This is a genomic window from Streptomyces sp. RerS4, from assembly GCF_023515955.1.
Taxonomy (GTDB): Bacteria; Actinomycetota; Actinomycetes; order Streptomycetales; family Streptomycetaceae; genus Streptomyces.
This window is the reverse complement of the sequence record NZ_CP097322.1, coordinates 6,974,218-6,999,041: the sequence shown is the minus strand read 5'-3', so window position 1 is coordinate 6,999,041 and position 24,824 is coordinate 6,974,218. Positions and strand designations below refer to the sequence as shown.

The following is a 24,824-nucleotide window of genomic DNA, read 5'->3' as shown; positions in this document are numbered from 1 at the left end:
CTTGGAACCTCCTGTCGGGAGCCATTCATGCCTGCCACCACCAGAGCCACCGCCGCCGATTCCGGCTCCTCCCGCCTCCGCTCCTGGTGGGGCTGGGGTTATGCCGACGCCCATCCGAGCGACGCCGAATGCGTCGAGCTGGGCTCCCTCCTGCCGGGCACGCTCGCCCGCCCGCTGCCGGTCCCCCGGGTCGTCGACCTCCGCATCGGCCGCCCCGCCGCGACGCCTCCGGCCTCCCTGGCGCACCTGGTCAGCGCGGATCCCGAGGCCCGCGCCGCCCACGCCATGGGCAAGGCCTATCGCGACATCATCCGGGCCCTACGCGGCCGCCCCGGCCGGATTCCCGACCTCGTGGCCCGCCCGACCGACGACCGGGAGGTGGCCGACCTGCTGGACTGGGCCGGCGACCACGCCGTCGCCGTCATCCCCTTCGGCGGTGGCACCTCGGTGGTCGGCGGCGTGGAGTACCGCGGCGACGCCCACCGGGCGGTGCTCTCGCTCGACCTGACCGCCATGGACCGGGTCCTGGAGCTCGACACCGTCAGCCGGGCCGCCCGGATCCAGGCCGGGGCCCTCGGGCCCGTGCTGGAGGCCCAGTTGCGGCCCCACGGCCTGACCCTGCGCCACTTCCCGCAGAGCTTCGAGTTCTCCACCCTCGGCGGCTGGTTGGCCACCCGGGCCGGCGGCCACTACGCCACCGTCCACACCCACATCGACGACTTCGTGCAGTCCCTGCGCGTGGTCACCCCCGCCGGCGCCGGAACGTCGTGGCGCCTGCCCGGATCCGGCGCGGGGCCCTCGCCCGACCGGCTGTTCCTCGGGTCCGAGGGTGCGCTCGGCGTCATCACCGAGGCGTGGATGCGGCTGCGGGAACGCCCCCGACACAAGGTCTCGGCGTCCGTCGCCTTCACCGACTTCCACCGGGCGCTGGACGCGGTACGGGACATCGCCCAGTCCGACCTCGCCCCGGCCAACTGCCGCCTGCTCGACCCCGGCGAGGCGCTCCTGTCGGGTGCCTCGCACGACGGCTCCACCGTCCTGGTCCTGGGCTTCGAATCCGCCACCGCGCCCGTCGACGCCCGCCTCGCGACCGCCCTGGACCTGACCCGCGCCCACGGCGGCCGCGGCGGGTCGCCGACGGCGGACGGTGGCGCTTCGGGCGACGCGGCCGTGAGCGCCTGGCGCTCGGCGTTCCTGCGCATGCCCTACCTGCGCGACGGCCTCGCCCGCATGGGCGCCGTGGTCGACACCTTCGAGACCGCCGCCACCTGGGACAGGATCCCCGGCCTGATCGACGCCGTACGCGCCGAGGTCGGCGCCGCCGCACTGAAGGCCACCGGACGCCGGGCCATCGTCAACTGCCGCCTGACGCACGTCTACCCGGACGGCGCCGCGCCCTACTTCACCGTGGCCGTCGCCGGCCGCCCCGGCCGGGAGGTCGAGGTCTGGGACGAGATCAAGGCCGCCGCGAGCGACGTCCTGCACCGCCACCATGCCACGATCACCCACCATCACGCCGTCGGCCGCGACCACCGCCCCGGCTACGACCTCCAGCGCCCGGAACCCTTCGCCCTGGCGCTCCGGGCCGCCAAGACCGCCCTGGACCCGCGCCACGTCCTCAACCCCGGAGTCCTGCTCGACTGACCCCGGCGGCGTCGTGAGCAACTGCGCCGCCCGGCGACGGGCCCTCCGGCCGAGGACCTCGTCGACACCCTGCTGATCCTCACGAAGTTCACCCCGCCGCGGAACCCGTAGGGGTCCGCGGCGTGCTCAGCAGGTGCGCTCGTACTCGACCTGGGTGAGCGGGTTGCCGTCGCCGAAGTCGAGGGCGCGTTCCCTGCCCGACTCGGCGAAACCGGACTTGGCGTAGAAGCGGCGCGAGCGGGCGGTGTCGCGCAGGGTCCACAGGTGGACGTGCGCGAAGCCGGCCTCGCGAAGGCGGCTCAGGGTGTCGGTCATCAGGGCGGCGGCCACGCCGCTGCCCCAGCCGTCGGGGTGGGCGTAGAAGCTCAGGATCTCCACGGAGCCGGGCCGGTGTTCGGACGGGGTGTAGTAGGAGAGTGCGAGGGGGCGGCCGTCCAGTTCGGCGAGCAAGAGGGTTTCGGGGCCGTCCGTTATGCGGGCGTGCCAGCGTCCGAGCCTGTCCCGTACGGCATCGGCGGCGAACTCGGGGGCGAAGAAGGGGGCGTAGGCGGCCTCCCAGGCCGCGGCGTGGATCTCCCCGAGGACGTGCCCGTCCCCGGGGGCGGCGTGACGCAGAACGATCATCCGACCACATTAGCCGCGGCGCACGCGCCCCCGGGACGGTGTCAGGCCGTGGCGTTCCAGGCGGTCGTCAACCCGTCCAGCCACGCGGGCGGCAGCTCGGCGGCGTCCCATTCCTCCCGCAGCGCCGGGGGCGCGGTCACGAGCCGTTCCAACACGGCGATGCCGGTGGCGGAGTGGAGGAGTGAGTAGCGGCCGTGGACCGTGATGGCGCTGCCCGGTCCGTACGTGGCGAACAGCCGCTCCAGACGGGTGTGGTGGGCCGTGACGAACTCCCGCAACCGCGCGGCGTACGCGGCCCGTTGCCGAGGAGTCATCGTGGCGAGGACGGCGACGAGCACCTCGTGGGTCACCTCCGGGTCCAGCTCCGAGACCGCGGTGAACGACAGGTACAGAGGGGTGAGCGCCACCTGCGCCGTCTCCACCTCACCACGGCCCACCGGTGGCCGGTCCCCCGCCGGGGCCGGCTGCCCGTCCGCTCCCACGGCCCGTACGAGGGTCCGCTCGGCGATGGCGCCCAGCTCCTCCAGGAGCCGCCCTTCGCCGGCGAGGCGGCCGGATTCGTACTCCTCGCCCTTGTCCCACGGCACGCCGCGGTCGCCGGCGCTCAGCTCCTCGTGCGCGCGGGCCAGCGCCCCGGCCTCCACGAGCCCGATCAGTTGCCGCGCGTCACCCTCATGGACCCCGGACCGGGCGAGGAGCTGCAGCAGCGTCGCCCTCGCGTTGTCGACACTGACCTCGTCCGGCCACTGCCGTCCCTCCTCGGCCGCGCTCATCGGGCCCTCCTCTTCGCTCGGGTGGTGCGGTGTGCAACGGAGATCGATCCCCTCGACGGGGCCATCTTCACACCTCCGCCGGCCGACGGAACGGCGGTGTCGGACCCCGCTGATAGCCTGCCGGCTCCAGCCGTGGCGATCATGAGAGGACGGCAGCGGTGCACGACGTGACACCCCACCAGGTCAGCGGAGAGCGCATGGCGCAGGCGCTCGAAGACATCAAGGGACGGGCCTTCGGTCGGTGGCACTGGATGCAGTACGGCGGCATGTCCATGCCCCAGCTGGAGACGATGCGCGACGAGCTCCTCGACCACGCCGCCGCGCGCCTCGCACATGATCCCCGGCTCGACGCACCGCTGCGCGACGTACTGCACACGGCCGCGCAGTGCTCCCTGGGGCTGCTGAGCATCGGCTGCTTCCCCAACGGTGACCAGGAGATCCCCTTCCCTCTCATCGACGAGCAGCTCAGCAGCGAAGACATCACCTTCGGTGACATCGTGGAGGACGCCCCCACGGCCGCGACGTGGGTGGACACCTTCGCGATATGCCTGGTCAGCGGGTTGGTGTGGGAGTGGAAGCGGGTGATCGGCGGCCTGCTCCGCGAGGACTTCGCACCGGCGATCCGCAAGGGCGTGCCCTACTCGGACCACCCCTCGGTGTCGGATCCGGCGCATCTCGCGCAGATGGACGCGCTGTGTGAGTACCTGACCCTGTCGGCCGGGCACCTGCCCCGAGACTGGCCGACGGTCGTCCTGTGCAAGCCGGGCGCCGCCGAGCGCGCCGAGGCGTCCCGGAAACTGGACGCGGCCGGCCCCCTGACCTCGGACCAGCGGCTCCTGCGGACCCTCCTGGACGACGACCGGCAGGCTTTCGAGCAGGCCCTCGCGGCCCGGCTCCGCGAGTACCGCGCGGGGGTGGACGACTCGGGGGTGGACGGCGCGGGGGTGGACGGCGCCGGCGTGGAGGGCCCCGCCCCCAGGAGCCTGCTGCCGCTCGGCACCCTGGCCGTTGCCGCGCTGGCGGTCCAGGCACACGGCTGGGAGCTCGGGGTTCGCTCCGGATACCTCCCGCCGGCCCTGCTCGGCTCCCCGGAAGCACTGCGTCCGGCCGCTGCGGAGCGCAACGACCTGGGCGGCTGGGTCGCGCGGTAGACCGGTGGACCGTGGGCGCCCGCGCGCGGCCGGATACGCGAAACGCTCGGCCGGGAGGTCCCGACCGAGCGTTTTCGTGTGTCTGCTGCCCGCTGGTGGCTTAGTACCAGTGGTTGGCCTGCCAGAAGTTCCAGGCGCCGACCGGGCTGCCGTAGCGCTCGTTCATGTAGTCCAGGCCCCACTTGATCTGGGTGGCCGGGTTGGTCTTCCAGTCCGAGCCGGCGGAGGACATCTTCGAGGCCGGCAGGGCCTGGACCAGGCCGTACGCACCGGAGGACGGGTTCGTCGCCGTGTGGTTCCAGCCGCTCTCGTGCGAGATGATCTTGTCGAAGGCGGCGAACTGGGCCGGGTCCTTGATCATCTGCTGGGCGATCGCCTTGGCACTCGTCGGGGCCGCCTGGGCGGGAACGGCGGCGAGCATGGAACCGGCGACACCGAGGGCGACGACGGTACCCGCGAGGGTCTTCTTCGAAGCGGCGATGCGGCGGATGACGGCGTTGGACACGGATGAACCTTCCGAAGGGGACAAGGACCGTCGCGGCATGCCGAAGACATGCGTGAGCCACTCACGCGGAGGAGAGGGGTTCGTCGGTGGCGGGTGAAGCACCCGACCGCCTTGCGACTCATCCAGTTAGACAGACCCCCGGGGGCCTGGCAACGAGCCCACCTACTAGGAGCCCTCGCAGACGGGGCCCGAGGCCCCTACGCCCGACCCTCGGGCGTCCGCGCAGGTGGCAAGGGTCCCGAGGGGGCGCCATCGCGAGCGTCGGCCTACTATCCCGGTTCGTGTGTGACGTGGGTCCTATGGGGCGGCTCACCCCTACGACGCCCGAATCTCACCGTCTGTCATCGTCTGTACCCCCAGCGCCGGCCCCGTTCCGTGGACAGGAACTCCCGGAACACGTGCGCGGAGTCCGGATTCTCGGTGCACTGCCACACGCCGTGCGGGCAGTAGTCGGTGATGCTCTGGTAGAGCGGCTTGTGCTTGGCGATCCACTCCAGCATGGAGCGCATGTACTCGGCGTTGTCTCCGTTGCGGAACAGCCCCCACTCGGGGTACGAGATCCGCTTGCCGTGCGCCTTCGCGAAGTCGACCTGCTGCTGGAGGCCGTAGGGCTGGGTGACGTAGTCGTGGAAGCTCTCACCGGGCGGCTGGTCGTAGGAGTCCATGCCCAGGACGTCCACCACGTCGTCGCCGGGGTAGCACTTGGTCCAGGCGATCGCGTCGCCGCCGCGGTTCGGGGCGAAGTCGAAGCGGAAGCGCTGCCCCTTCACCGAGCGCATCGCGGTCACGATGCGCCGCCAGTACCTCTTCCAGTTCTCGGGGTCGGGCCGGCATCGGTGCGTGTAGTTGAATCCGTTCATCTCCCAGCCGAGCACGATCACCGTGTCCGGCAGGCCGAGGCCGACCAGACGCTCGGCCAGCCGCCGGAAGTGGTGGTCGTACGCACCCCGCGCGCCCGTGCGGATCAGTTCGGCGACGCGGTCGTCGGGAACTCCGGCCTCGTTGCGCTCCAGCATGGGCACGTTCAGGACGAACAGCCGGTCCGCTCTCGCCTTGCGCCACCGGGCCCAGCTTTCCAGGGAATCGGGCGCGCCTTCGATGTTCGCCCACGTGTCACCGGGCAGGTAGGTGTGCCCGGCGCGCAGTTCGGTGCCCCGGAGCCAGTGCGACAGTTCCCGCATCCGCTCGACGCCGGGCGAGCCGTAATGGAGATAGGCGCCCACGGCGACCTCACGCCCGCCGCCACGCCAGTCCGATACCTCTCGCGGCGGTGTGCCGAAGGCGCCGCCGGTGGCGAGCATGCCGGCGGCGACCGTGATGGCGCAGGCGCCCGCCAGCCGGCGGCGTCGATGGGACATGACGTCTCCACGGTTCGCGAATCGATGTCTGTGAGAGCGACGTTAGGCATCTCATCCGACTCGCCGCCTGCCGGGTGTCCAGAAGCTGGGCCATTCGCGGCAGGCCGCCGCCTTCGCTTGACCCGACCAGGTGAGTGCGGTCAGAGCGGGGCCGGAGCCGCCTGTGGGGGAGGCGGAACTCGTTGCCCTCGGCCGCCGAAGCCGGCGTCGGGCGGAGCGGGTCGAGTTGGGGACCATTGTCCGGCTCGTCCCTGTGTCCATCCTGCGGGCTTCCTTAGGGGATTCTGAAGAACCCCTTCCGGGGCGCTCTTCGCCCTGGTCACGTGCCTAGGCTCGGTCGCACCCCCCTCCCCCTCTCCAGTGAGGTGTTACCGGCATGAGCCGCAGCCGAACTCCCGCGACCCCGTCCCGCATCGAGGCGCGCCGGAAGAAGACGATGCGCACACGCGTCGTGCTGTCCGTCACCGCGACCGCCGCGGCGGTGGCGGTGGGGGTCGCGGTGGCCGACTCCGACGGGGACGCCCGCACGGAGCGGCGTCACACCGGGGCGGCGTCCGACGCCGGATCGACGACGCCCGCGGCCGACCCCACCGGCGCGGCCCCGAGCGGCGGCCCCACCGCCTCGGCCGCCGCTTCGGCTTCGGCCTCGGCTTCGGCCGGCGCCCCGTCCGGGACGCCCGGCGCCGGAGCCTCGACGTCGACCGCTCCCGGCGATCCCGCCGGACAGGCGAACGGCACGCCGGCCACGACGAGGACGGACGAGCCGGGCGAACCGACGCGCGCGTCCTCCCCCACCAAGGCCGGTGGCTCAGGTGGTTCAGGTGGCTCAGGTGGTTCCACGGGTTCTACGGGTTCCAGTGGCTCCGGTGGTTCCAAGGGCTCGTCCGGAGGCTCCGGCGGGTCGGGCACCGTCGACTCGGGCGCCGAGTCCGCCGTTCTCGCCCTCGTCAACAAGGAACGGGCGACGGCCGGGTGCGGTCCGCTGACGACCAACGCCAAGCTGAGCGCGGCCGCGCGGGCGTACAGCGACACCATGGCCCGCAGCGGCGTCATGTCACACACCGGACCCGACGGGTCCACCATGACCAGCCGCGTGGAAGCCGCCGGCTATCAGTGGTCGCGCCTGGGCGAGAACATCGCGCGCGGGCAGGGCGACGCCGATGCGGTCATGTCGGCCTGGATGAACAGCCCCGGCCACCGGGCCAACATCCTCAACTGCGCCTTCCGGGAGATCGGCATAGGCGTCCACAAGGGCGACGGTGGCCCGTGGTGGACGCAGAACTTCGGCGCCGGGAAGTAGTCGCGAAGCAGCCGCGAAGGAGCGGCGAAGGAGCGACACCACGGGCCCGCCGATCGGCTCCGGCACGTCCTCCGACCCCTCCGAGGGGTCGGAGGACGTCGGCGTTCACCCAACGGGCAGGGGACTACGGCTTTCCGTGGGGTCGACGACGGCCCGTTCGGCCCATCGGCCACCATGGGGCCGTGCCCCGAACTCCGCGCTACCTGCTCATATGGCTGTCGTGCACGGCCGCCAGCGTGACCGCCGTACTCGCCACGGTCCAGTTCGTGGTCGGGTCGACCCGGCATACGCCCCCGGTCGCGCGCTCCGCCCCGGTGGTCATCGACACGCCCCCCGCCTGGCAGGCGGGCAGCCCGCAGCCGGAGCAGGCCTCCCCGACCGCGAGCGCCTCCGCGAGCCCCTCGCCGTCGGTGACGCACCAGCCCTCCTCGTCCCCGTCTCCTACGCCCTCCCCCGCCAAGGCGTCGTCGGCCGCCTCCCGCGCCGGCGCGCCGAAGAGCGGCGTCGACTGCGAGAAGGGCGGGGCGGGCCTGCACACCGTGCCCTCCCAAGGCGGCAAGGTCACGGTCCGGTACGGGAGCCGGGGCGTGTGCCTGATCTCCGCGATCCCCGGCCTCGGTTTCAAGGCGACCACCTCGCAGAGCGCCGACGACACCCTCACGGTCACGTTCAGCGGCGACGACCACCGGTCGGTGATCACGGCGACGATCACCCCGGTGGCCAAGGCGAGCGTCCGCGAGAGCTCCTTCTGAAACGTTGCCGGATTCGGGCGTCTGTGTGCGCTCTTGGACCCGCTTCCACCGAAGCGGGAGGTGAGCTGTTCCTTAGGGCATCCTCAAGGTCGCACGGAGGCGGTTCCACGGGCCCCAGACGGTCCTATGCTCGCGTCAGCCGAGCGGCCGTCGGCGTCGGGGCACACGAAGCCCCTGCGCACCGACGGCCTCGATTTCACCGATCCGCGGTGCGCTTCGCCCACCCGGTCAGCCGATCCTCGCCTTGGGGTGTCTTCGCCATGAGCTCTCGCATGCTCCGATCCGTCCGCGCCGAACGCCGTACGACGTCTGCCCGCCCGGCCGCACTCCTCGGCGGGCGCCTGCCGTTGGTCGCCGCGGCCGTGGTGGTGGCCGGGATGACCGCCGCGTGCGGGCCCTCCGCCGAGCCGGTCGGATCGGCCGCGTCGGCCGGCGCCCAGGCGTCCCCGGCGGCGCGGCCCGCCGAGGCCGCCGCGACCGCGTCTGCCGCGGTGTCCGCGACCTCGTCCGCCCTGCCGTCCGCGTCCGTCGCCGTCTCCGCGTCCGTCGCTGCCTCCGCGTCCGTCTCCGCCTCCGGGTCGTCGCCGAGCCCCTCCCGTACCGGCAAGGGGTCCGGACCGGGGTCCGGTTCCGGCTCCGGCTCCGGCGGCGCCACCGGGACATCGTCCAAGCCGGCCCCGACCACCGCCGCACCCGGGCCGGCCCGCGTTCCCGGCCCCGGCTACGACAGTTCGGCCGACGCGCGGGCACAGATCGACGCGGCCCTGCGCGCGGCCAAGTCCGACGGGCGGATGGTGCTGCTCGACTTCGGGGCGAACTGGTGCGGCAACTGCAAGGCCGCCGACAAGGTGTTCGCGCAGCCGCGGACCTCGGCGATCCTCGGGGAGTCGTACCACCTCGTGAAGATCGACATCGGCGGCGACAGCTCCGCCAACTCCGCGCTCCTGCGCGCGTACAGCCCCTCGGGCGGGACGTACAGGATGCCGGTCCTGGTGGTCGTCTCGCCGTCCGGCACGACGCGCACCGACACCCACGTCACGGGCAACCCGCCGCTGACGGCGGAGGGCATCGACTCCTTCCTGCGCGCGTGGGCGCCGTGACGGCACCCGTACCCGCACCCCCACCCGCACCTCACGACACCGAGGCACACCGATGAACGTTTCAGCACACGTCGGATTCCGACGTAGCACCCGTGTCGCGGCCGCCCTCATCCCCCTGGCCGCGCTCGTGGCCTGCGGCGGGAAGCCCGCCGGGCCGTCCGGCGGCCCAGGGCCCACGACGCGCTTCTCCGAGAACGGCGTCACCGTCACGCTCTCGCTGTCCGACTGGCAGGCCTCGAAGGGGACCCTCAACGCGGTCTTCACTCCCGAGGCCGAGGGGTTCCACCTCTACAGCATGGATCTGCCGCCCACCGGCATCGAGGGCGTGGGCCGTCCGACCACGGTGGCCGTCACCGGCGTCCTCGCGGCGGAGGGCCCGTTGCGGACCGCCTCGACCGTACGGTCGATCCAGGTGCCCGGGGTTGACACCCCGGTCCCCGTCTACCCGGACGGCCCGGTCACCACCACCCTGCCCGTGCGCGCGTCGGCGCACGGCGAGGCCACGGTCCTGCTCGGCTACGCGAGTTGCAGCACGCGGGACGGCTGCACCATCCCGGTGTCCGGCCGGCCCGTACGCGTGCGCGTCACGCGGGACGGCCCGGCGTTCGCCACCCCGTGACCCGCCGGTTCCGGGCCTTCCCGGTCCGTCCCGGCGCAGGTGGTGACCTGTCCACGTCAGCGCCGCGCCGAGCCTCTAAGGTGTCCGCATGCCGAGCGTCCTGGTCGTGGAAGACGACCCCAGCATCCGCCAGTCGCTGATCGAGGTCCTGGTGGAGCAGGGGTATGCCGTACGCAGCGCCGCCGACGGGTTCGGCGCGTTGCGCGAGGTCACGCAGTCGCCCGTGGACGCGGTGGTCCTCGACCTGGGACTGCCCGACCTGGACGGCGGCGACGCCCTGCGCATGATCCGCGGGATCTCCTCCGTACCCGTGCTGGTGGCCACCGCCCGCGACGACGAGTCGGAGATCATCAACATCCTGAACGCGGGCGCCGACGACTACCTGGTCAAACCCTTCTCCGGGGGACAACTCCTCGCCCGCCTCTCCGCCGTCCTGCGGCGCACCGCCGGTGTGCCCTCCCCCGGCGGCGGTGCGGCCGGGGTGTCGCCGGCGCAGGCCGCCGATCCCCTGCGCCCCACCGTCGTGGGCGAGTTGGCGGTGGACCCGGGCGCGCGCACCGCGTACCTGGCCGGGCGCGAGCTGCGCCTCACCCGTCGGGAGTTCGACCTGTTGGCGTTCCTCGCCCACCACAGCGGCCAGGTCGTCTCCAAACGGCGTCTGCTGACCGAGGTCTGGCGCGAGCCGTACGTGGACGACCAGACGGTCGACGTGCACCTGTCTTCCCTGCGCCGCAAGCTCGGCGAACGGGCGGCGGCCCCGCGCTACCTGCTGACCGTTCGCGGGGTGGGCATCAAGCTGGTGGCACCGCGTTGAGGCGCTCACTGGCCGGGGTGGCGCTCGCGGTGACCTCCATGGTCGCCCTGTCCTTCCTCATACCGTTGGCCGCCCTGGTGATGTCGCTGGTCAAGGAGCAGGGGGTGACGGCGGCCGAGCAGCGGGCCGCCGCCCTGGCACCGGTGCTCACCCTGACCACGGATCCGAATGCCCTGCGGGAGTCCGCGGCGAGCCTGGACGCGGCGGAGCATCTGGTCGTGCACCTGCCGGGATCAAGGGCCCTGGGCCCCTCCAAGGCCCCTGCGGCGCTGCTCGAACGGGCGCAGCGCGGGCGGGAGTCGATCTCGCAGGAGGTCCCGGACGGTTGGATCTGCCTGCAGCCGGTGGTGCTGCCGGGTGACGAGGTCGCCGTCATCGAGGATTTCGTGCCCGAGGCGGAACTCACCCGTGGGGTGGCGCAGTCGTGGGCGGTGATGTGTTGCCTCGCCGTGGGGCTGATCGCCGGATCCGTGCTGGTCGCCGACCGGCTCGGCGCGAAGGTGGTCCGTTCCTCGAAGCGGCTCGCGCAGGCCTCTCACGCGCTGGGCCTGGGCGACCTGGACGCCCGCGTCGAGCCCATGGGCCCCAGGGAACTGCGGGACGCGGGCGTCGCCTTCAACGCGATGGCCCACCGCATGAACGAGCTGCTCGCCGTCGAGCGCGAGCTCGTCGCCGATCTGTCGCACCGGTTGCGCACCCCGCTGACCGCCCTGCACCTGGCGTCGGAACGCATGGCCGGCACCCCGGAGTCGGCCAGGGTCGAGGCGGCGGTCGGCGAGCTGGAGGCCGAACTCCAGGCGATCATCGCGGCGGCGCGCACCCCGCTCGCGGTGGGACCCATGGGCCAGGGCCTGCTCGGTACGGAGACGGCCGCGCGGCGGGCGCCGGCGGGCGCGGCGGGGGCGGCGGGCCCGCGCTGCGAGGCGGCCGAGGTCGTACGTCGCCGGACCGCGTTCTGGGCCGTCCTGGCGGAGCAGCAGGGCCGTTCCTGCGCCGTCGACCTCACGGCGGAGCCCACGGACGTCGGCCTGTCGGCCGACGACGTCGCCGCCGTGGTGGACGCGCTCATCGGCAACGTCTTCCGTCACACCCCCGACGGGACCCCGTTCGGCGTGCGCGTCGTGCGCACGGCCCAGGCGGTGGAGCTGATCGTGGAGGACGGCGGACCGGGCATCCCCGAGCCGGAACGAGCCCTGTCCCGGGGGAGCAGTACGGGGTCCACGGGGCTGGGCCTCGACATCGCGCAACGAGCCGCGAACGCGACGGGCGGCACGCTGCGCATCACCCGAGGGCCGCTCGGCGGGGCGCGCATCACGGTGACGTTCGCCCTGGCCGCGCCGGCGCCGTCCGGCCACCGCTCCCGCCTCGCCCGCGGCCGCAGGCGCTAGAGCCTGTCTGACAAATGATCATCGGGCGGTTCGCGGCGCCACAACATCACAGCTGCCAGGACGATTCCATCCCAACAGAGCTTGGTGCGCAGACTGGCCGGACGCCCTGCCGTCGGCGGTCCCGGCGCGCTACGGTTCGGAGTGTTGCGGTGACCGATGACGCTCAGGGGGCTGGCGTGCAATGGCATACGAAACGCGCGTGGTGGGGGACGGCCGTTGCAATCGGCTTGGCGGCCGGGCTGGCCAGCTGTTCCAGCGGGGAGGCACAGGGCCCCTCACGGCAACCGACTGCGGCGGCGGGCGCGCCGACTGCGAAGCCGAGCGCGCAGCCATCCCCAAGTGGCCGGCTTGATCTGATGATGCCCACGGCAGAGGAACTACCCGCAGGCTGGCGGCTCTCCGGGGAGGACTCTGTTGGCTGGCGGGACGCCGCCCCGGCCATAGACGATGGGGGGCTGCTGACGTGCGGTGCCCTGCCCCAAGAGGCCGCCGAGCGCTCCAGCGGCCCGTACCAGCTGGTTCTGAGTGTGGGCAACGAGGGTGGCGGTGACGGCGCGCACTTCCGTCTGAGCCTGAACAACGAGGAACAGGCCAAACGGAATCTGGGCCTCGTCCGCAAGCTGTTGAATTGCTGGAATCCGAAGGACGCCGGAGTCGGAGATGAGAGCCTGAGCTTCACAGCCGAGCGGTTCACACATGTCGTGCTGCGCGTGGGCGGCATAGAAGCGCAGATCGACACGCCGAAGGAAGGCGCGAGCCCGTCGGCGGAGGCGTGGGCGGACGTGATGGCGCGACGGATCCGCTCGGTGTTGGCGGGCGACCATCCGACAGCGCGGGTCACGACGGGCTAAGGCGTGTCGGACAAATGATCACCTCGCTGGTTCGCGGAGCCAGAGGATCAGTGAGGCCAGGACGATTCCGGCGCGGTAGCGGTTGGCGAGCTTGTCGAACCTGGTCGCGATCGCACGGAACTGCTTGAGGTGTGCGAAGCAGCGTTCGACCACGTTGCGGTCGCGGTAGACCTCCTTGTCGAAGGCGGGCGGCCGGCCGCCGAGGCGCCCCCGGCGCCGGCGGTTGGCCGCTTGGTCGCGGCGCTCGGGGATCGTGACGGCGATGCCCCGACGCCGCAGCAGGTGCCGGATCGCCCGGCTGGAGTAGGCCTTGTCGCCCAGGACTCGGATCGGTGTCGTGCGCGGGCGGCCGGAGTGGGCCCGCGGAACACGGATCCCGTCGAGGACGTCGGCGAACGCGGTGGCGTCGTTGACGTTGCCGGGTGTGAGCACGATGGACAGGGGCAGGCCCCGGCCGTCGACGGCGAGGTGGACCTTGGTGGTCAGCCCGCCTCGGGACCGGCCGAGGGCTTGGCGCGTCTGCGAGCGGCCCGGATCCGATCACCAGACGAGCTTGTACGTCACGTCGTGTCGGACCGGCGGGGGCGCGGTCTCGGAGTAGACGAGCCGGATGCGCGTGAAGCGGCGCAGGTCGGGCTGGGCGGGATCGTTCTCGGGGTGGCTGAGGGTCACCTTGACCGGGTAGGCGCGGAAGCGGCCGGCAGCGCAGTAGGGCTTGCAGTCGTTGACCATGTCGGTGCCGGTGGCGGTGGCGGTCCGCCGACCCCAGGACGTCCAGTGCAGCCCGATCAGCTGATTGTTGCCGTCGCCGCAGGCCAGGATGTATTCCTCGGGCCGGACCTGCGGTTTCCCGGCGCAGTCGACGACGGCCACTGCCGGGTCCGGGTCGACGGCGGGCGCGGTACCGGCCGTGGAGGCGGCGGCGGTCACACCGACCAGCGCGGCCGTGACCACGCAGACGGCGACCGCCCGGGTCCTGACGGCGATGTCCATGGGCGAACGCTCCTTCGCATAGCAACCCCCAGCTTCGCCCATCACCCCCGAAGCCGCACCTTCGACGCGTACCGCCCGCCTCCGGCCGGCAGCCGCCGGGGCCGAGGTGGCCGTGCTCGCCGGCGCCACCCACCACTCCCTGCCGCTCGCGGCGGCCCCGGGCCTTTGTCGCACCCGTTCCGTACCCTGGCGGCATGCGCATGCGTCCCACCCTGAGCTGGACCCCTGCCGAGGACCTGCCGCCGGCCACCACGGATGTGGAGCCGGTGGTCGATGCCCTGCGCACCGGCGGCGTCCTGGTGCTCAGCGGCGCGGGCATCTCCACGGAGTCGGGCATCCCCGACTACCGGGGCGAGGGCGGCAGCCTCAGCCGGCACACCCCGATGACCTACCAGGAGTTCACCGCCAGTCCTCAGGCCCGGCGCCGGTACTGGGCGCGCAGTCACCTCGGCTGGCGCACGTTCGGCCGCGCCCGGCCCAACGCCGGGCACCGGGCGGTGGCGGCGTTCGGGCGGCACGGCAGGCTCGCGGGTGTGATCACGCAGAACGTGGACGGCCTGCACCAGGCCGCCGGCAGCGAGGCCGTGGTGGAGCTCCACGGAGGCCTGGACCGGGTCGTCTGCCTCTCCTGCGCCGCCTCCGTCCCGCGCCGCGAGCTCGCCCGGCGGCTGGAGGAGCTGAACGTCGGCTTCGAACCCGTGGCCGCCGGTCTCAACCCGGACGGTGACGCCGACCTCACGGACGAACAGGTCGCGGACTTTCGCGTGGCGCCGTGCTCGCGGTGTGGCGGCGTACTCAAGCCGGACGTGGTGTTCTTCGGCGAATCGGTTCCCCCGCGACGGGTCGAGCACTGCCGCGCGCTGGTCGACAGGGCCGCCTGTCTGCTCGTCCTGGGATCGTCCCTGACCGTGATGTCCGGGCTGCGCTTCGTCCGTCAGGCGGAACGGGCCGGGATACCGGTGTTGATCGTCAACCGGGACCCGACCCGGGGCGACCGGCACGCCGCCGCGCGCGTCGAGTTGCCCTTGGGCGCGGCCCTCACCACCGTGGCCGAGCGGCTGGGCATCGCGGTGGCGTAACGGGCTTCGCCATCGACTGGGCGGAGCTGTCCGCAGCCCGGGTTCGGCGCGCTGCGCCACAACGCCGCGCCGCCTGCGCGGAGTTCTGCTCGGGGCCGTGATCGGCGTGCTCCACCTCCACGCCCTGACCCTCGCGCCGCCGCACCTGCGCGGGCGGCGATCGGCGGTAGGGTGCCGCCCGTGTCCGAGCATCAGCGCGACCTCGTCGGCTACGGCGCCGAGCCGCCGCACGCCGCCTGGCCCGGCGGCGCCCGCGTCGCCGTCAGCATCGTCCTCAACTACGAGGAAGGCGGCGAGCGGAACGTCCTGGAGGGCGATCCCGCCTCGGAGGGCTTCCTCCACGAGATCGTCGGCGCACCGCCCGTGGTCGGCGGACGCGATCTGAACGTCGAGTCGATGTTCGCCTACGGCTCGCGCGCCGGCTTCTGGCGCATCCACCGCACGCTCACCGCGCACGCCACACCCCTCACCGTGTACGCCGTCGCGCAGGCGCTGGAACGCAATCCGGAGGCGGCGCGCGCGATGGCCGCCGCCGGCTGGGAGGTCGCCAGTCACAGCCGGCGCTGGATCGACTACCGCCACGTGCCCGAGGACACCGAACGCGACGACATCAGGCACTCGATCGCGACGATCGAGCGGCTCGTCGGCCGCCGGCCCGTCGGTTGGTACACCGGCCGGACCAGCCCCCACACACGGCGACTGGTCGTCGAGGAGGGCGGCTTCCTCTACGACTCCGACGACTACTCGGACGACCTTCCGTTCTACGTGGAGGCGGCGGGCCGTCCGCACCTCGTGCTGCCGTACGGCCTCGACACCAACGATTTCAAGTTCCTGCTCGTCCACGGCTTCACGACGGCCGACGACATGCTCGCGTATCTCATCGACACGTTCGACACCCTCCACGCCGAGGGCGCCGACCGGCCGCGCATGATGAGCGTCGGCCTGCACTGCCGGATCATCGGGCGGCCCGGCCGCATCCGCGCGCTCGACGGATTCCTGAAGCACGTCGCCCAACTCGGCGGCGCCTGGGTGGCCACCCGCGAGCAGATCGCCCGCCATTGGCTCGCCACGCACCCACCGCGGAGCTGACGCCACGCCGGCCCGGGAGTTGGCCGGCCGAGGAGTACGCGAGTCGGTTACTCGCCGGTTCATCGATGAGTCCATTAGGCATATCATCCCCGGTTGTTTTGCCCAACCGAGACATTTCACGCCGTGTCCGACACCCCCAAGCACGGACACTTCGGGCAAAAATGGGCGCTCGTCGGGATCCGATACGCAGTCACCGAGAACAGAACAGTCGCCATCACGGTCTTGTTCCTGAATCTGAATGCGGAGGTATCACGATTGCCGAAATCGAAGAAACGGTGGGAGAGCCATCGCTCTCCGGCCCTGTTCCTCGCAGTCTCCGTGGCCGCCCTGTTCGCGCCGGCCACTCCCGCCGAGGCCGCCTCCTCGTACGGCATAAAGGCCGTCGCCATCGCCGCCTCCAAGAAGGGCGCCCCCTACGTCTACGGCGCCACCGGACCCAAGGCATTCGACTGTTCGGGCCTCACCCTCTACGCCTTCCGCAAGGCCGGCCGCGTCCTTCCCCGTACCGCCGATGCGCAGTACGAGGACACCCGGCGCATCCCGCGCACTCAACGCGCACCCGGTGACCTGGTCTTCTTCCCCACCGGGGGGACCATAAGCCACGTCGGCATCTACGCGGGCCACAACAAGATCTGGCACGCCCCCAAACCCGGCACCCGCGTCAGGCTCGAACGCATCTGGACCGGCGCGGTCCGCTACACCCGGGCCAACTGAGCGACCCCGTACGGAAGCCACGCGTGGTTGTGCCCCGGATACGCCCGGGGCGGACGAACACGACGGCGCCGCAGGGAAGTTGCTCGGATCGGCGTCCCCCAGCCCCTCGTCAGCAGCGCGTTGTCAGTGGTGGCGACTACGTTCGGAGGTGTTGCAAGGGCGGTTTCCCGACAAGGAGTGCACGATGTCCGAGAGCAGTGTTCAGCCCGCGCTGAGGGTGGTGCTGACAGACGTCAACGAGCGCGTGGTGGAGGCGTGGCGGGCTGCGTTCGCGGACACCCCAGGCATCGAGATCCGCAAGGGTTCGATCCTCGACGAGGACGTCGACGCCTGGGTCAGCCCGACCAACTCCCTTGGCCGGATGGACGGCGGGGTCGACGCCGTCATCAAGCGGCACCTCGGTTCCGGCATCCAACTGCGCGTGCGGCGGGCCATCCGCGACCGTTTCGCCGGTGCGCTCCCGGTGGGCAGCGCGGTCTGCGTCCCGTCGGGGGCGACCGTCCCCCGGTACCTGATATCGACGCCGACGATGGTGCGGTCCTCGCAGAACGTGAGTGCCACGCTGAACGTGGCCCTGGCGTGCGCCGCCGCGTTCCAGGCCGTCCACCGGCAGAACCGGAAGGTACCGGGCAGCATCCGCTCGGTGGCGCTGGTCGGGATGGGCGCGCAGACCGGCCAGGTGCCGGCGCGGGTGTGCGCCAACCTGATGTGGACCGGCTACACGCTCTTCCACGACCACTGGTTCGAGGACGACGACGAGTTGCGCGCCACGATCGTCACGCAGTGGGGCGGCATCGAGAAGCGCCCGGTCGAGGAGCGGGTCCGCATCGTGCCGCCGAAGGCCGTGGCCGCGACCGCGACCGCAGCCCCTGTCCAGCCGGCCGACCAGTCCACCGACCAGCCCGCCGGCCACGTCCCTTCCTCGACCGGCACGACAGAAAGCCCCTCTCCTGTGACCGACGCGAACGACCCCCTGGCTCTCGCCGAACTCTTCAACGGCGGCGGCGAACCCTGGCTTCCGCTCCTGAAGCCCGTCATCGAGGCGCAGCCGGACGCCGCCCGGTTCATCGGGAAGGGCCGCAGCCCGGAGGTCGTGCCGGTCCGTGAACTGACCTTCCAGGCACTCAAGCCGCATCCGCCGCACAAGTGGAAGGTCGTCGTCTTCGGCCAGAACCCGTACCCGCGCCCGGAGAGCGCGACGGGCATAGCCATGTTCGACAACACCTTCAACGACTGGAAGGACAGCCAGTTCGGCAGGGTCGTCAGCATCCGCTGCATCATCAAGGCGGCGGCGATGTGGAAGTACGGCATCGCGAAGAAGACGCCCATCGCCGACGTGCGCGCGCTGTTGAAGGAGCGGGAGACGGTCCAGCCGCCGGAGTGGTTCCAGGCGATGCTGACGCAGGGCGTGCTGCTGCTGAACGCCTCGCTCACCGCCAGTGGCGACGGGGCGATGGGGGCCGACCAGCACACGACGTTCTGGCGGCCCGTCGCCGAGCGGATCGTCGAGGAGATCCTCAAGGCCAAGCAGGACGCCGACGAGGACGACCGCGGGGTCGTGTTCGCCTGGTGGGGGGCGCACGCCCGCAGCCTGAAGCGGGTCGTCCTGCGGCTCCAGAAGAAGTACCCCGACGTCGAGGTCCGCCACATCGACCACGCGAACCCGGCGGCGCAGGGCGACATCTTCTGCGAGGGCGACCACTTCGCCATGGTCAACGAGGCCCTCACCTCGCTGGGTGCCGACGGCATCGACTGGCTGCCGAGCAAGGGCTGGAACGAGGGCGCGGCCGGCGGCGGTGGTGCGGACGGCGGCGTCGCGGCGCGCATGGGCGCCTTCATCGAGTCGACCATGAACCTGCACCAGCTGTACCTGGAGCGACTCACCAGCGTCAAGGACGAGGGCCTGGTCCTCCCCGCGATCACCGGTGTGTTCGACACCCCGCTGATGGACTTCCAGGACGCCGTCGCGCCCGTCGCCGAGACGCTGAGCGGGCTCGGCGGGCACATCGTCCGGTCCCGCGACTTCGGCAAGCGGCGGGCGGACGAGACGGCCGGCGGCCTGTCCGCCGACGCGATCGCGGCGCTCTACCTCTACACCTGCGAGTCGGCGTTCTACCGCGAGATCAACGCCGTCCTGCGTTCCCCGGACCGCACGAAGGTCACGCCCTACCTGCCCTACCTGCGACTGCTGTTCTCAGCGGTCTCGGGGCTGCCCGCGCACACCCGGCCGCTGTGGCGCGGCGTGTCGCTGGACATGCGGGCGCAGTACCCGGTGGGTCGGACGGTGACCTGGTGGGGCGTCTCCTCGTGCACCTCCGAGCGGAACGTGGCCCGGTCGTTCCTGGGCAGCCGCGGCAAGCGGACGCTCTTCGAGGTGACTCCCGCCCAGGCGGTGGGCATCCGGAACTTCTCCGCGTTCACCGGGGAGGAGGAGTACATCCTCGCGCCGGGCACCCAGCTCAAGGTGACGGACGTGAAGAGCGAGCGCGGCGGCCTGTGCACGGTCAAGCTGACCGAGGTGAAGGCCACTCCCCTCGTGTCCTGACCCACCATCCCACGACGGTCAGGGCGGCGGGCGGGGCCGGGCGCCGGCTACGCTGGTGGGGCGGCACGCATCGAGGAGATCGAGGAGATCGAGGAGGCTGCCGTGAAGGATCACGTGCACCGGCGTTTCCACCTCGACCAGGACGGGCACTCGATCACGGTGGTCTGGGCCCCGGTGCCCGGACGGACCGAGGTGCTGGTCGACGGCAAGGTGGTCGGCTCCGCCCGGACCCTGCGCCACGCGGCCACCGAGTTGCACGGCGAGATCGCCGACGGTGACGTCAGGCGGCCCCTCACCATCCGCGTCGGCCGTCCCGACGTGGCGGGCGGCGAGCCCCTCTGCTTCGTGGAAAGCGAGGGCCGGCGGTACCTCATGCCGCTCGTCCCGCTCACGGGGGGCGAGCGGTGGCCCGCCGAGCCGACTCCCCCGGCCCGTACCCCCGCGCAACTCCTCGCGCGGTGGCGCGCGCACCGCCGACACTCTCGGGGCTGAGGTCTCGTCGCGGCCTGATCGCGCGATCGCGGGGCAGACGCGTGGCGAGGGAAGAGCGAAGGAGCTTGCGATGCCCGCGTTCCACGCCTGGTTCGACCGTGCCCGGAGCGCCCTGGCCGCGTTCGGCGCAGGAGGCGCGCGGGCGAGGCTCGGTCGGGACGCCGCGTACGAAGCCGAAGGCGATACCCAGGCCGAGGCCCAGGCCGAGGCCGACCGGCTGAAGCGGGCCCCCCGAGTCCGGAAGGGCGATCCCGCCCTGGCCGTGCCGTGGGGGATGCGCGTCGCCGCGGAGATGGGCTGGCGGTTCCTGGTCCTCGCCGCGGCCGTGTGGGTCGTGATGCGGGTGATCGGCAGCGTCCGGCTCGTCGTCTTGGCCTTCGTCGTCGCACTGCTGATCACCGCGCTGCTCCAGCCGACGGTCGCCCGGCTCCACCGGACGGGCCTGCCCCGGGCCCTGGCCACGGTGGTCACGGCGCTGTGCGGGTTCGTCGTGCTGGGCCTGGTCGGATGGTTCGTCGTGTGGCAGGTGCTCGAAAACCTCGACAGCCTGTCGGGCCGCCTCCAGGAGGGTGTGGAGGAGCTGAAACGGTGGCTCGTCAACAGCCCGCTCCACGTGACCGAGCAGCAGATCAACGACATCGCCTCCAGCCTGAGCGATGCGATCGGCACCAGCACCAGCGAGATCACCTCGACCGGTCTGCGGGGCGTGACGGTCCTCGTGGAGGTCATCACCGGAGCGCTGCTCGCGATGTTCTGCACGCTCTTCCTGTTGTACGACGGCCCGCGCATCTGGCGCTGGACGCTCCAGCTGGTCCCGGCCGCGGCCCGACCCGCCGTCGCGGGCGCGGGCCCGCCGGCCTGGCGGACGCTGACCGCCTACGTGCGCGGGACGATGATCGTGGCCATGATCGACGCGGTGTTCATCGGGGTGGGCATCTACTTCCTCGGAGTCCCCCTCGCCGTGCCCATCGGCGTGGTGATCTTCCTGGCCTCGTTCGTGCCCCTGATCGGCGCGATCGCGTCCGGCGCGATCGCCGTGATCGTCGCTCTGGTCACCGAGGGGGTGTTCACCGCGCTGATGGCCCTGATGGTGGTGCTCGTCGTCCAGCAGATCGAGGGCCACGTGCTACAGCCGTTCATCCTGGGGCGCGCGGTGCGGGTCCACCCCCTGGCGGTGATCCTGGCCGTGTCCGCCGGAGGACTGATCGCGGGGATCGCCGGCGCGGTCGTCGCCGTCCCGCTGGCCGCCGTCGCCCACACGGTGATCGGTCATGTCCGGGCCTACGCGGACGAGGGCCCGGACGTGGAGCCGGCAGAACCGCCGGCCCCACCGACCGGGGACTCAGGAGGAGGTCCGGGGCCCCACTAGACGGCTGCCGGACCAGGCGCCGAGGGCGACGGTACGGGTACGTGTCAGACCGGCCGCCTCCGCCGCTTCGGCGATCTCGCCGTGGTCGACGAAGCCGGGCTTGCCCGTCATCGGGTTGAGGACCCAGACGAAGCCGTCGTCGGGGAGTCGCTCCCCGATGAGCCCGAGTTCGTCGGCCAGATCGCCGTCGCCCTCCCGCCACCACAGGAGAACGGCTGCCACGACGGCGTCGGTCTCGTCATCCACCATGGCGCTGCCGATAGCTTCCTCGACGGCGGCGCGGATGTCGTCATCGGTGTCCTCGTCCCAGCCCAGTTCCTGGACCACCATGGACCGCGTGACGCCCAACTTCCGGGCGTGGTCCCGCGCATCGGCAGCGGCCACCATGACACCTCCTCCAGTCCTCCAGCGCTCTGACTCTACGGAAGGATCCGCCTCAGTTCTGCTGGTCCTGAACATCGCAGTCGGTGTAGACGGTCGGCCTGGTCATCAACGCCGAGAGCCGCTGGGCCAGCTCGTTGGTTTCGGGGGCGTTGCTGTTGGCCATGGCGCCCTCGTGGGAGTCGAACTCGACCACCGCGAGGTAGCGGTGGGGGTTGGCCCGGTCCTTCAGGAGGGTGCGGGAGGTGGGAGCGCCGGTCCGGCCCTCCGAGCGGGCGCGCTCCTCGTACGCGCGCAGGAGATCGCGTACCTCGTCGATGCGCTCGGTCTCGAAGTCGATGATCTGTGCGAACTTCATGCTTCCGGTTCCTCCTCGTGCCTGGCGGCCCCGCGGGTGGGTCCCGCGTCCTCAGCAAACACCGCCCCGCACGCCCCCGGCGGCTCACACACCGGGCGGCGTGGCGATTCCACGGGGTTGGAGGCGGAACGGGGGCGGCGTCAGAACGCGTAGACGGGGTTGCCGTTCAGCGTGGCGGACATCGCGCACGCGTTGGAGAACGTGTGCTTCCACTCGACATGGCTGCCGCGCCACACGCCGTCCGCGGTGACGGTCACGGGGTCGTAGTGCATCGGGCACGCCCGGTCCGGATTCGGGGCGGCCAGCAGGCGGTTGAACTCGCCGTCGGTGGCGTTGAGGGCGTCGCAGGCGGCCCTGGGGGCGGGGTGCGTGCCGGTGGCGGTGTAGGCGCAGCTGAGGACGGTCGCCCGGAGGACCGTGCCCGTGGCGGGGTCGTCCCCGTCGGTGATGGTGAAGACCATGGCGGACGGGGCGTACAGGCTCGCGGGCTCGGCCTGCGCGGCGCCCGTGGCACCGGCGAGACAGAGGAGAGCGGCGGCGGAGACGGTGGCTAAACGGTGACGCATGATACGACTCACTTTCGATTCGAAGGATAGTTGGGCTCTGGATCTTGCATCCAGCCCTGAACCGATGTCGAGCCTGCCAGGCATGAAGGTTCACTGCACATCGGCGGTCGATTTACGGACAGGGAGTTCGGATACCGGCGATCTGGGCGGTATTCGACCGTCTTCCGCCGGGTGCCCGCAGGCCAACGCCGCGGGGGAACGCGGTGCGTTGCGAGGCGGGACGTACGTTCCCACACTTCCCGCCCAGGTGACGGCCGCTCGGCGTTCACCCATCGGCTGCCCAGGGTGACCGGATCGATGCGCTCCCGCCGCGCGGCCGTCAGCCGCGGCGGTCGCACTCGCCGAGGTACGCCTCCAGTTCGGCGGCTCCGGTCAGCATCGCGCGGCCGCGAGCTGACAGCCGACCGTGCCAGTCGCGCAGCGCGCTCTCCAGCGGCGCCGGCCCGCCGGCCGCCCGCACCTGAGCTATGAGCGGAGCGATCTGCTCCAACAGGTAGCCGCCCCGTCTGAGTTGGTGGACCAGCCGGACATCCCGGACGTCGGCCGCGTCGTAGACGCGGTACCCGGTCAGCGGGTCGCGGCGCGGGCTCACCAGCCCGGCGCGCTCCCACGTGCGAAGCGTCGCGGGCCGGATGCCGAGCTTGCCCGCCAGCGGTCCGATGAACGTGTCCCCGGACTGGGACGCCGCCGCCTCGGGCACCGTGGTCGGTTCCAGGTCGCGGAGGGCGCTCTCGACCGCCTGGAGGGTCCGGCGGTCGTCGAGGAGCTCGGCGTGGCCGGCGTCGATGAGGCGGAGCGCCTCGTCGAGCGCGCCCTCGTTCACGGCCCGCATGATCGCCGTCGCCGTCCGGTGCCCGTGGCCGGGCACCAGGGCCAGGAACGCGCGCAGGGCGCCCGCGTGCAGCGGCGTATAGGTGCGGTAGCCGTGGGGGGTTCGACCGGCGGCCGGGAGGATGCCGGCCCCCTCGTAGTTCCGGATCGCCTGCGTGGACAGCCCGTGGCCGCGCGCCAGATCGACCGGCCGGAGCCGTTCATCGGTTTGAGGGTTTCGGGCCATGAGCCTGCCGATATCGCGGGAAAGTTTCAACCGAAGCTTCAACGATAGCGTTGAAGGCATGGCCATCGACATCAAGGACACGGCCCATGCCCTCGGGGCGGCCGCCATCATGGGGCTGCTCCCGGCCCGGCCGCGGTTGCTCGCCCTGGGCGAGCCCACCCACGGCGAGGACGCTCTGCTCGACCTGCGCAATGAGCTCTTCCGGCAGCTCGTCGAGGAAGAGGGCTACCGGACCATCGCCATCGAGAGCGACTGCATGATGGGCCTGGTCGTGGACGCGTACGTCACCTCGGGCACGGGGACCCTCGACGAGGTCATGGTGCGCGGGATCAGCCACGGGTGGGGCGCGTCCGCGGCCAACCGCGAGCTCGTGCGCTGGATGCGCGCCTACAACGAGGGCCGGCCCGCGGCCGACCGGCTCCGTTTCGCCGGATTCGACGGCCCGCTGGAGATCACCGGCGCCGCGAGCCCCCGACAGGCCCTCACCGCACTCCACGGCTATCTCGCGGCCCGGGTGGACGCGGACCTGCTCCCCTGCACCGCGGACACGCTCGACCGGCTGCTCGGCGCCGACGACCGGTGGACCGATCCCGCCGCGATGTGGGACCCGGCCCGGTCCCTGGGGCAGTCGGCCGAGGCCGGGGAGCTGCGGCTGCTCGCCGATGATCTGGCAGCGCTGCTCGACGAGCAGACGCCGCACCTGATCGCGGCGACCTCGCGGGACGACTGGGACCGTGCACGCCTGTACGGGCGCACCGCGATCGGATTGCTGCGCTACCACCACTGGATGGCCGACACCTCACCGGCTCGCCTGACCCGGCTGGTGGGCGTGCGGGACCAGATGATGGCCGAGAACCTCCTCGCCGTCGCCGCTCGGGGCCCGGCACTCGTCCACGCCCACAACTCCCATCTCCAGCGGGAGAAGAGCACGATGCGGATGGGCGGCAAGCCGCTGGAGTGGTGGGGCGCGGGTGCGCTGGTGAGCGCCCGGCTCGGTGGGGCGTACGCCTTCGTGGCCACGGCCCTCGGCACGATCCGGCACCAGGGGGTGGACACACCGCCGCCGGACACGGTCGAGGGAATCCTGTACGCGCTCCTGGGGGACCGCTGCGTCATCGACGCTGCTCGGCTGGCCACGGCCCTCGGTGACGCGCTGCCCGCGCCGCGTGTCTCGTCCTGGTTCGGCTATGCCCCGGTGGACCCGGCTCGTCTGGCGGGCAGTGACGGCATCGTGTTCGTCAAGGACGTCGTCCGGCGAAGCCGGTAGGTGTCCGCGACGGAGCCCTGCGGCGCCTGGTCGCC

At 72.1% G+C, this 24,824-nt stretch carries 25 protein-coding genes and 1 pseudogene; 16 read left to right on the top strand and 10 right to left on the bottom strand.

What is annotated here, in order from left to right; genetic code table 11:
• The first annotated feature begins 27 nt into the window (after nt 1-27).
• Nucleotides 28-1,644, top strand: coding sequence for an FAD-binding oxidoreductase (locus M4D82_RS31395; protein WP_249770800.1), 1,617 nt, complete (start codon nt 28-30; stop codon nt 1,642-1,644).
• A 126-nt stretch (nt 1,645-1,770) separates the two neighbouring features.
• On the opposite strand, the gene M4D82_RS31390 is transcribed toward M4D82_RS31395, so the two are convergent.
• Together M4D82_RS31390 and M4D82_RS31385 are read right to left on the bottom strand one after the other, a co-directional pair.
• The gene (locus tag M4D82_RS31390) at nt 1,771-2,268 is read right to left on the bottom strand and encodes a GNAT family N-acetyltransferase (protein ID WP_249770798.1); all 498 of its coding nucleotides are present in this window, start codon (nt 2,266-2,268) and stop codon (nt 1,771-1,773) included.
• A gap of 41 nt (nt 2,269-2,309) precedes the next feature.
• On the bottom strand, nt 2,310-3,041 hold the full coding sequence (locus M4D82_RS31385; RefSeq protein WP_249770796.1) for a hypothetical protein: 732 nt from the start codon (nt 3,039-3,041) through the stop codon (nt 2,310-2,312).
• A 158-nt stretch (nt 3,042-3,199) separates the two neighbouring features.
• Here M4D82_RS31385 and M4D82_RS31380 point away from each other — a divergent pair, with 158 nt between their 5' ends.
• Entirely contained in the window at nt 3,200-4,192 is a 993-nt protein-coding gene (locus M4D82_RS31380; protein WP_249770794.1) for an Imm49 family immunity protein, read from the top strand.
• Between the two features lie 100 nt (nt 4,193-4,292).
• On the opposite strand, the gene M4D82_RS31375 is transcribed toward M4D82_RS31380, so the two are convergent.
• Nucleotides 4,293-4,697, bottom strand: coding sequence for an aggregation-promoting factor C-terminal-like domain-containing protein (locus M4D82_RS31375; RefSeq protein ID WP_502988902.1), 405 nt, complete (start codon nt 4,695-4,697; stop codon nt 4,293-4,295).
• Between the two features lie 341 nt (nt 4,698-5,038).
• Nucleotides 5,039-6,055: a glycoside hydrolase family 26 protein gene (locus M4D82_RS31370; RefSeq protein WP_249770792.1), complete on the bottom strand. Its 1,017-nt coding sequence runs from the start codon at nt 6,053-6,055 to the stop codon at nt 5,039-5,041.
• Between the two features lie 376 nt (nt 6,056-6,431).
• Between M4D82_RS31370 and M4D82_RS31365 the strand changes: the two genes are divergently transcribed.
• The 7 genes from M4D82_RS31365 to M4D82_RS31335 all read left to right on the top strand — a co-directional run bounded on the left by M4D82_RS31365 (nt 6,432) and on the right by M4D82_RS31335 (nt 12,879).
• Nucleotides 6,432-7,355 carry a CAP domain-containing protein gene (locus M4D82_RS31365; RefSeq protein WP_249770790.1) on the top strand — a complete coding sequence of 308 codons (924 nt, stop codon included), beginning with the start codon at nt 6,432-6,434 and terminating at the stop codon, nt 7,353-7,355.
• 182 nt (nt 7,356-7,537) lie between these two features.
• A complete protein-coding gene (locus M4D82_RS31360) occupies nt 7,538-8,107 on the top strand; it encodes a hypothetical protein (RefSeq protein WP_249770788.1) in 570 nt (189 codons plus the stop codon).
• Between the two features lie 272 nt (nt 8,108-8,379).
• Nucleotides 8,380-9,207: a thioredoxin family protein gene (locus M4D82_RS31355; RefSeq protein ID WP_249770786.1), complete on the top strand. Its 828-nt coding sequence runs from the start codon at nt 8,380-8,382 to the stop codon at nt 9,205-9,207.
• A gap of 52 nt (nt 9,208-9,259) precedes the next feature.
• Nucleotides 9,260-9,826 carry a hypothetical protein gene (locus M4D82_RS31350; protein WP_249770784.1) on the top strand — a complete coding sequence of 189 codons (567 nt, stop codon included), beginning with the start codon at nt 9,260-9,262 and terminating at the stop codon, nt 9,824-9,826.
• Between the two features lie 88 nt (nt 9,827-9,914).
• The gene (locus tag M4D82_RS31345; protein WP_249770782.1) at nt 9,915-10,640 is read left to right on the top strand and encodes a response regulator transcription factor; all 726 of its coding nucleotides are present in this window, start codon (nt 9,915-9,917) and stop codon (nt 10,638-10,640) included.
• Nucleotides 10,637-12,028 carry a HAMP domain-containing sensor histidine kinase gene (locus tag M4D82_RS31340; protein ID WP_249770780.1) on the top strand — a complete coding sequence of 464 codons (1,392 nt, stop codon included), beginning with the start codon at nt 10,637-10,639 and terminating at the stop codon, nt 12,026-12,028. The genes M4D82_RS31345 and M4D82_RS31340 overlap by 4 nt, the downstream gene beginning before the upstream one ends.
• Before the next feature lie 356 nt (nt 12,029-12,384).
• A complete protein-coding gene (locus M4D82_RS31335) occupies nt 12,385-12,879 on the top strand; it encodes a hypothetical protein (RefSeq protein ID WP_249770778.1) in 495 nt (164 codons plus the stop codon).
• On the opposite strand, the pseudogene M4D82_RS31330 reads toward M4D82_RS31335, so the two are convergent.
• Both M4D82_RS31330 and M4D82_RS31325 read right to left on the bottom strand, forming a co-directional pair.
• Nucleotides 12,876-13,398 (bottom strand): annotated as a pseudogene (locus M4D82_RS31330) (IS5 family transposase); the annotation flags it as partial. The gene M4D82_RS31335 and the pseudogene M4D82_RS31330 sit on opposite strands and share 4 nt — an antisense overlap.
• Nucleotides 13,399-13,419: 21 nt before the next feature.
• Nucleotides 13,420-13,872 (bottom strand): hypothetical protein, encoded by a 453-nt coding sequence (locus M4D82_RS31325; RefSeq protein ID WP_249770776.1) that lies wholly within the window; start codon nt 13,870-13,872, stop codon nt 13,420-13,422.
• A gap of 194 nt (nt 13,873-14,066) precedes the next feature.
• Between M4D82_RS31325 and M4D82_RS31320 the strand changes: the two genes are divergently transcribed.
• The 6 genes from M4D82_RS31320 to M4D82_RS31295 all read left to right on the top strand — a co-directional run bounded on the left by M4D82_RS31320 (nt 14,067) and on the right by M4D82_RS31295 (nt 21,160).
• Entirely contained in the window at nt 14,067-14,951 is an 885-nt protein-coding gene (locus M4D82_RS31320; RefSeq protein ID WP_249770774.1) for an NAD-dependent protein deacetylase, read from the top strand.
• 180 nt (nt 14,952-15,131) lie between these two features.
• Nucleotides 15,132-16,040 (top strand): allantoinase PuuE, encoded by a 909-nt coding sequence (puuE, locus tag M4D82_RS31315; RefSeq protein ID WP_249770772.1) that lies wholly within the window; start codon nt 15,132-15,134, stop codon nt 16,038-16,040.
• A gap of 255 nt (nt 16,041-16,295) precedes the next feature.
• A complete protein-coding gene (locus M4D82_RS31310) occupies nt 16,296-16,754 on the top strand; it encodes a C40 family peptidase (protein ID WP_502989034.1) in 459 nt (152 codons plus the stop codon).
• 184 nt (nt 16,755-16,938) lie between these two features.
• Nucleotides 16,939-19,299 (top strand): ADP-ribosyltransferase domain-containing protein, encoded by a 2,361-nt coding sequence (locus tag M4D82_RS31305; RefSeq protein WP_249770768.1) that lies wholly within the window; start codon nt 16,939-16,941, stop codon nt 19,297-19,299.
• Between the two features lie 102 nt (nt 19,300-19,401).
• The gene (locus tag M4D82_RS31300) at nt 19,402-19,791 is read left to right on the top strand and encodes a hypothetical protein (RefSeq protein WP_249770766.1); all 390 of its coding nucleotides are present in this window, start codon (nt 19,402-19,404) and stop codon (nt 19,789-19,791) included.
• Nucleotides 19,792-19,861: 70 nt separating this feature from the next.
• Nucleotides 19,862-21,160, top strand: a complete 1,299-nt coding sequence (locus M4D82_RS31295) for an AI-2E family transporter (RefSeq protein WP_249770764.1) — start codon at nt 19,862-19,864, stop codon at nt 21,158-21,160.
• Here the strand turns inward: M4D82_RS31295 and M4D82_RS31290 are convergent.
• From M4D82_RS31290 to M4D82_RS31275, 4 genes are all read right to left on the bottom strand, one after another.
• The gene (locus M4D82_RS31290; protein WP_249770762.1) at nt 21,134-21,547 is read right to left on the bottom strand and encodes a DUF3052 domain-containing protein; all 414 of its coding nucleotides are present in this window, start codon (nt 21,545-21,547) and stop codon (nt 21,134-21,136) included. The genes M4D82_RS31295 and M4D82_RS31290 overlap by 27 nt on opposite strands.
• 49 nt (nt 21,548-21,596) lie before the next feature.
• A complete protein-coding gene (locus tag M4D82_RS31285; protein WP_249770760.1) occupies nt 21,597-21,899 on the bottom strand; it encodes a hypothetical protein in 303 nt (100 codons plus the stop codon).
• Between the two features lie 140 nt (nt 21,900-22,039).
• The gene (locus tag M4D82_RS31280; RefSeq protein ID WP_249770758.1) at nt 22,040-22,465 is read right to left on the bottom strand and encodes a subtilase-type protease inhibitor; all 426 of its coding nucleotides are present in this window, start codon (nt 22,463-22,465) and stop codon (nt 22,040-22,042) included.
• Between the two features lie 319 nt (nt 22,466-22,784).
• Nucleotides 22,785-23,522 carry a TioE family transcriptional regulator gene (locus M4D82_RS31275; protein WP_249770756.1) on the bottom strand — a complete coding sequence of 246 codons (738 nt, stop codon included), beginning with the start codon at nt 23,520-23,522 and terminating at the stop codon, nt 22,785-22,787.
• A gap of 58 nt (nt 23,523-23,580) precedes the next feature.
• Here M4D82_RS31275 and M4D82_RS31270 point away from each other — a divergent pair, with 58 nt between their 5' ends.
• Nucleotides 23,581-24,789, top strand: a complete 1,209-nt coding sequence (locus M4D82_RS31270) for an erythromycin esterase family protein (protein ID WP_249770754.1) — start codon at nt 23,581-23,583, stop codon at nt 24,787-24,789.
• Nucleotides 24,790-24,824 lie beyond the last annotated feature (35 nt).

What these genes read in the sequence shown, in the direction of transcription:
- M4D82_RS31275 (WP_249770756.1), bottom strand. Translation starts at nt 23,522, where the DNA reads ATGGCCCGAAACCCTCAAACCGATGAACGGCTCCGGCCGGTCGATCTG.
- M4D82_RS31285 (WP_249770760.1), bottom strand. Translation starts at nt 21,899, where the DNA reads ATGAAGTTCGCACAGATCATCGACTTCGAGACCGAGCGCATCGACGAG.
- M4D82_RS31305 (WP_249770768.1), top strand. Translation starts at nt 16,939, where the DNA reads ATGTCCGAGAGCAGTGTTCAGCCCGCGCTGAGGGTGGTGCTGACAGAC.
- M4D82_RS31390 (WP_249770798.1), bottom strand. Translation starts at nt 2,268, where the DNA reads ATGATCGTTCTGCGTCACGCCGCCCCCGGGGACGGGCACGTCCTCGGG.
- M4D82_RS31395 (WP_249770800.1), top strand. Translation starts at nt 28, where the DNA reads ATGCCTGCCACCACCAGAGCCACCGCCGCCGATTCCGGCTCCTCCCGC.
- M4D82_RS31320 (WP_249770774.1), top strand. Translation starts at nt 14,067, where the DNA reads ATGCGCATGCGTCCCACCCTGAGCTGGACCCCTGCCGAGGACCTGCCG.
- M4D82_RS31270 (WP_249770754.1), top strand. Translation starts at nt 23,581, where the DNA reads ATGGCCATCGACATCAAGGACACGGCCCATGCCCTCGGGGCGGCCGCC.
- M4D82_RS31325 (WP_249770776.1), bottom strand. Translation starts at nt 13,872, where the DNA reads ATGGACATCGCCGTCAGGACCCGGGCGGTCGCCGTCTGCGTGGTCACG.
- M4D82_RS31350 (WP_249770784.1), top strand. Translation starts at nt 9,260, where the DNA reads ATGAACGTTTCAGCACACGTCGGATTCCGACGTAGCACCCGTGTCGCG.
- M4D82_RS31345 (WP_249770782.1), top strand. Translation starts at nt 9,915, where the DNA reads ATGCCGAGCGTCCTGGTCGTGGAAGACGACCCCAGCATCCGCCAGTCG.
- M4D82_RS31295 (WP_249770764.1), top strand. Translation starts at nt 19,862, where the DNA reads ATGCCCGCGTTCCACGCCTGGTTCGACCGTGCCCGGAGCGCCCTGGCC.
- M4D82_RS31335 (WP_249770778.1), top strand. Translation starts at nt 12,385, where the DNA reads ATGATGCCCACGGCAGAGGAACTACCCGCAGGCTGGCGGCTCTCCGGG.
- M4D82_RS31365 (WP_249770790.1), top strand. Translation starts at nt 6,432, where the DNA reads ATGAGCCGCAGCCGAACTCCCGCGACCCCGTCCCGCATCGAGGCGCGC.
- M4D82_RS31385 (WP_249770796.1), bottom strand. Translation starts at nt 3,041, where the DNA reads ATGAGCGCGGCCGAGGAGGGACGGCAGTGGCCGGACGAGGTCAGTGTC.
- M4D82_RS31290 (WP_249770762.1), bottom strand. Translation starts at nt 21,547, where the DNA reads ATGGTGGCCGCTGCCGATGCGCGGGACCACGCCCGGAAGTTGGGCGTC.
- M4D82_RS31280 (WP_249770758.1), bottom strand. Translation starts at nt 22,465, where the DNA reads ATGCGTCACCGTTTAGCCACCGTCTCCGCCGCCGCTCTCCTCTGTCTC.
- M4D82_RS31370 (WP_249770792.1), bottom strand. Translation starts at nt 6,055, where the DNA reads ATGTCCCATCGACGCCGCCGGCTGGCGGGCGCCTGCGCCATCACGGTC.
- M4D82_RS31355 (WP_249770786.1), top strand. Translation starts at nt 8,380, where the DNA reads ATGCTCCGATCCGTCCGCGCCGAACGCCGTACGACGTCTGCCCGCCCG.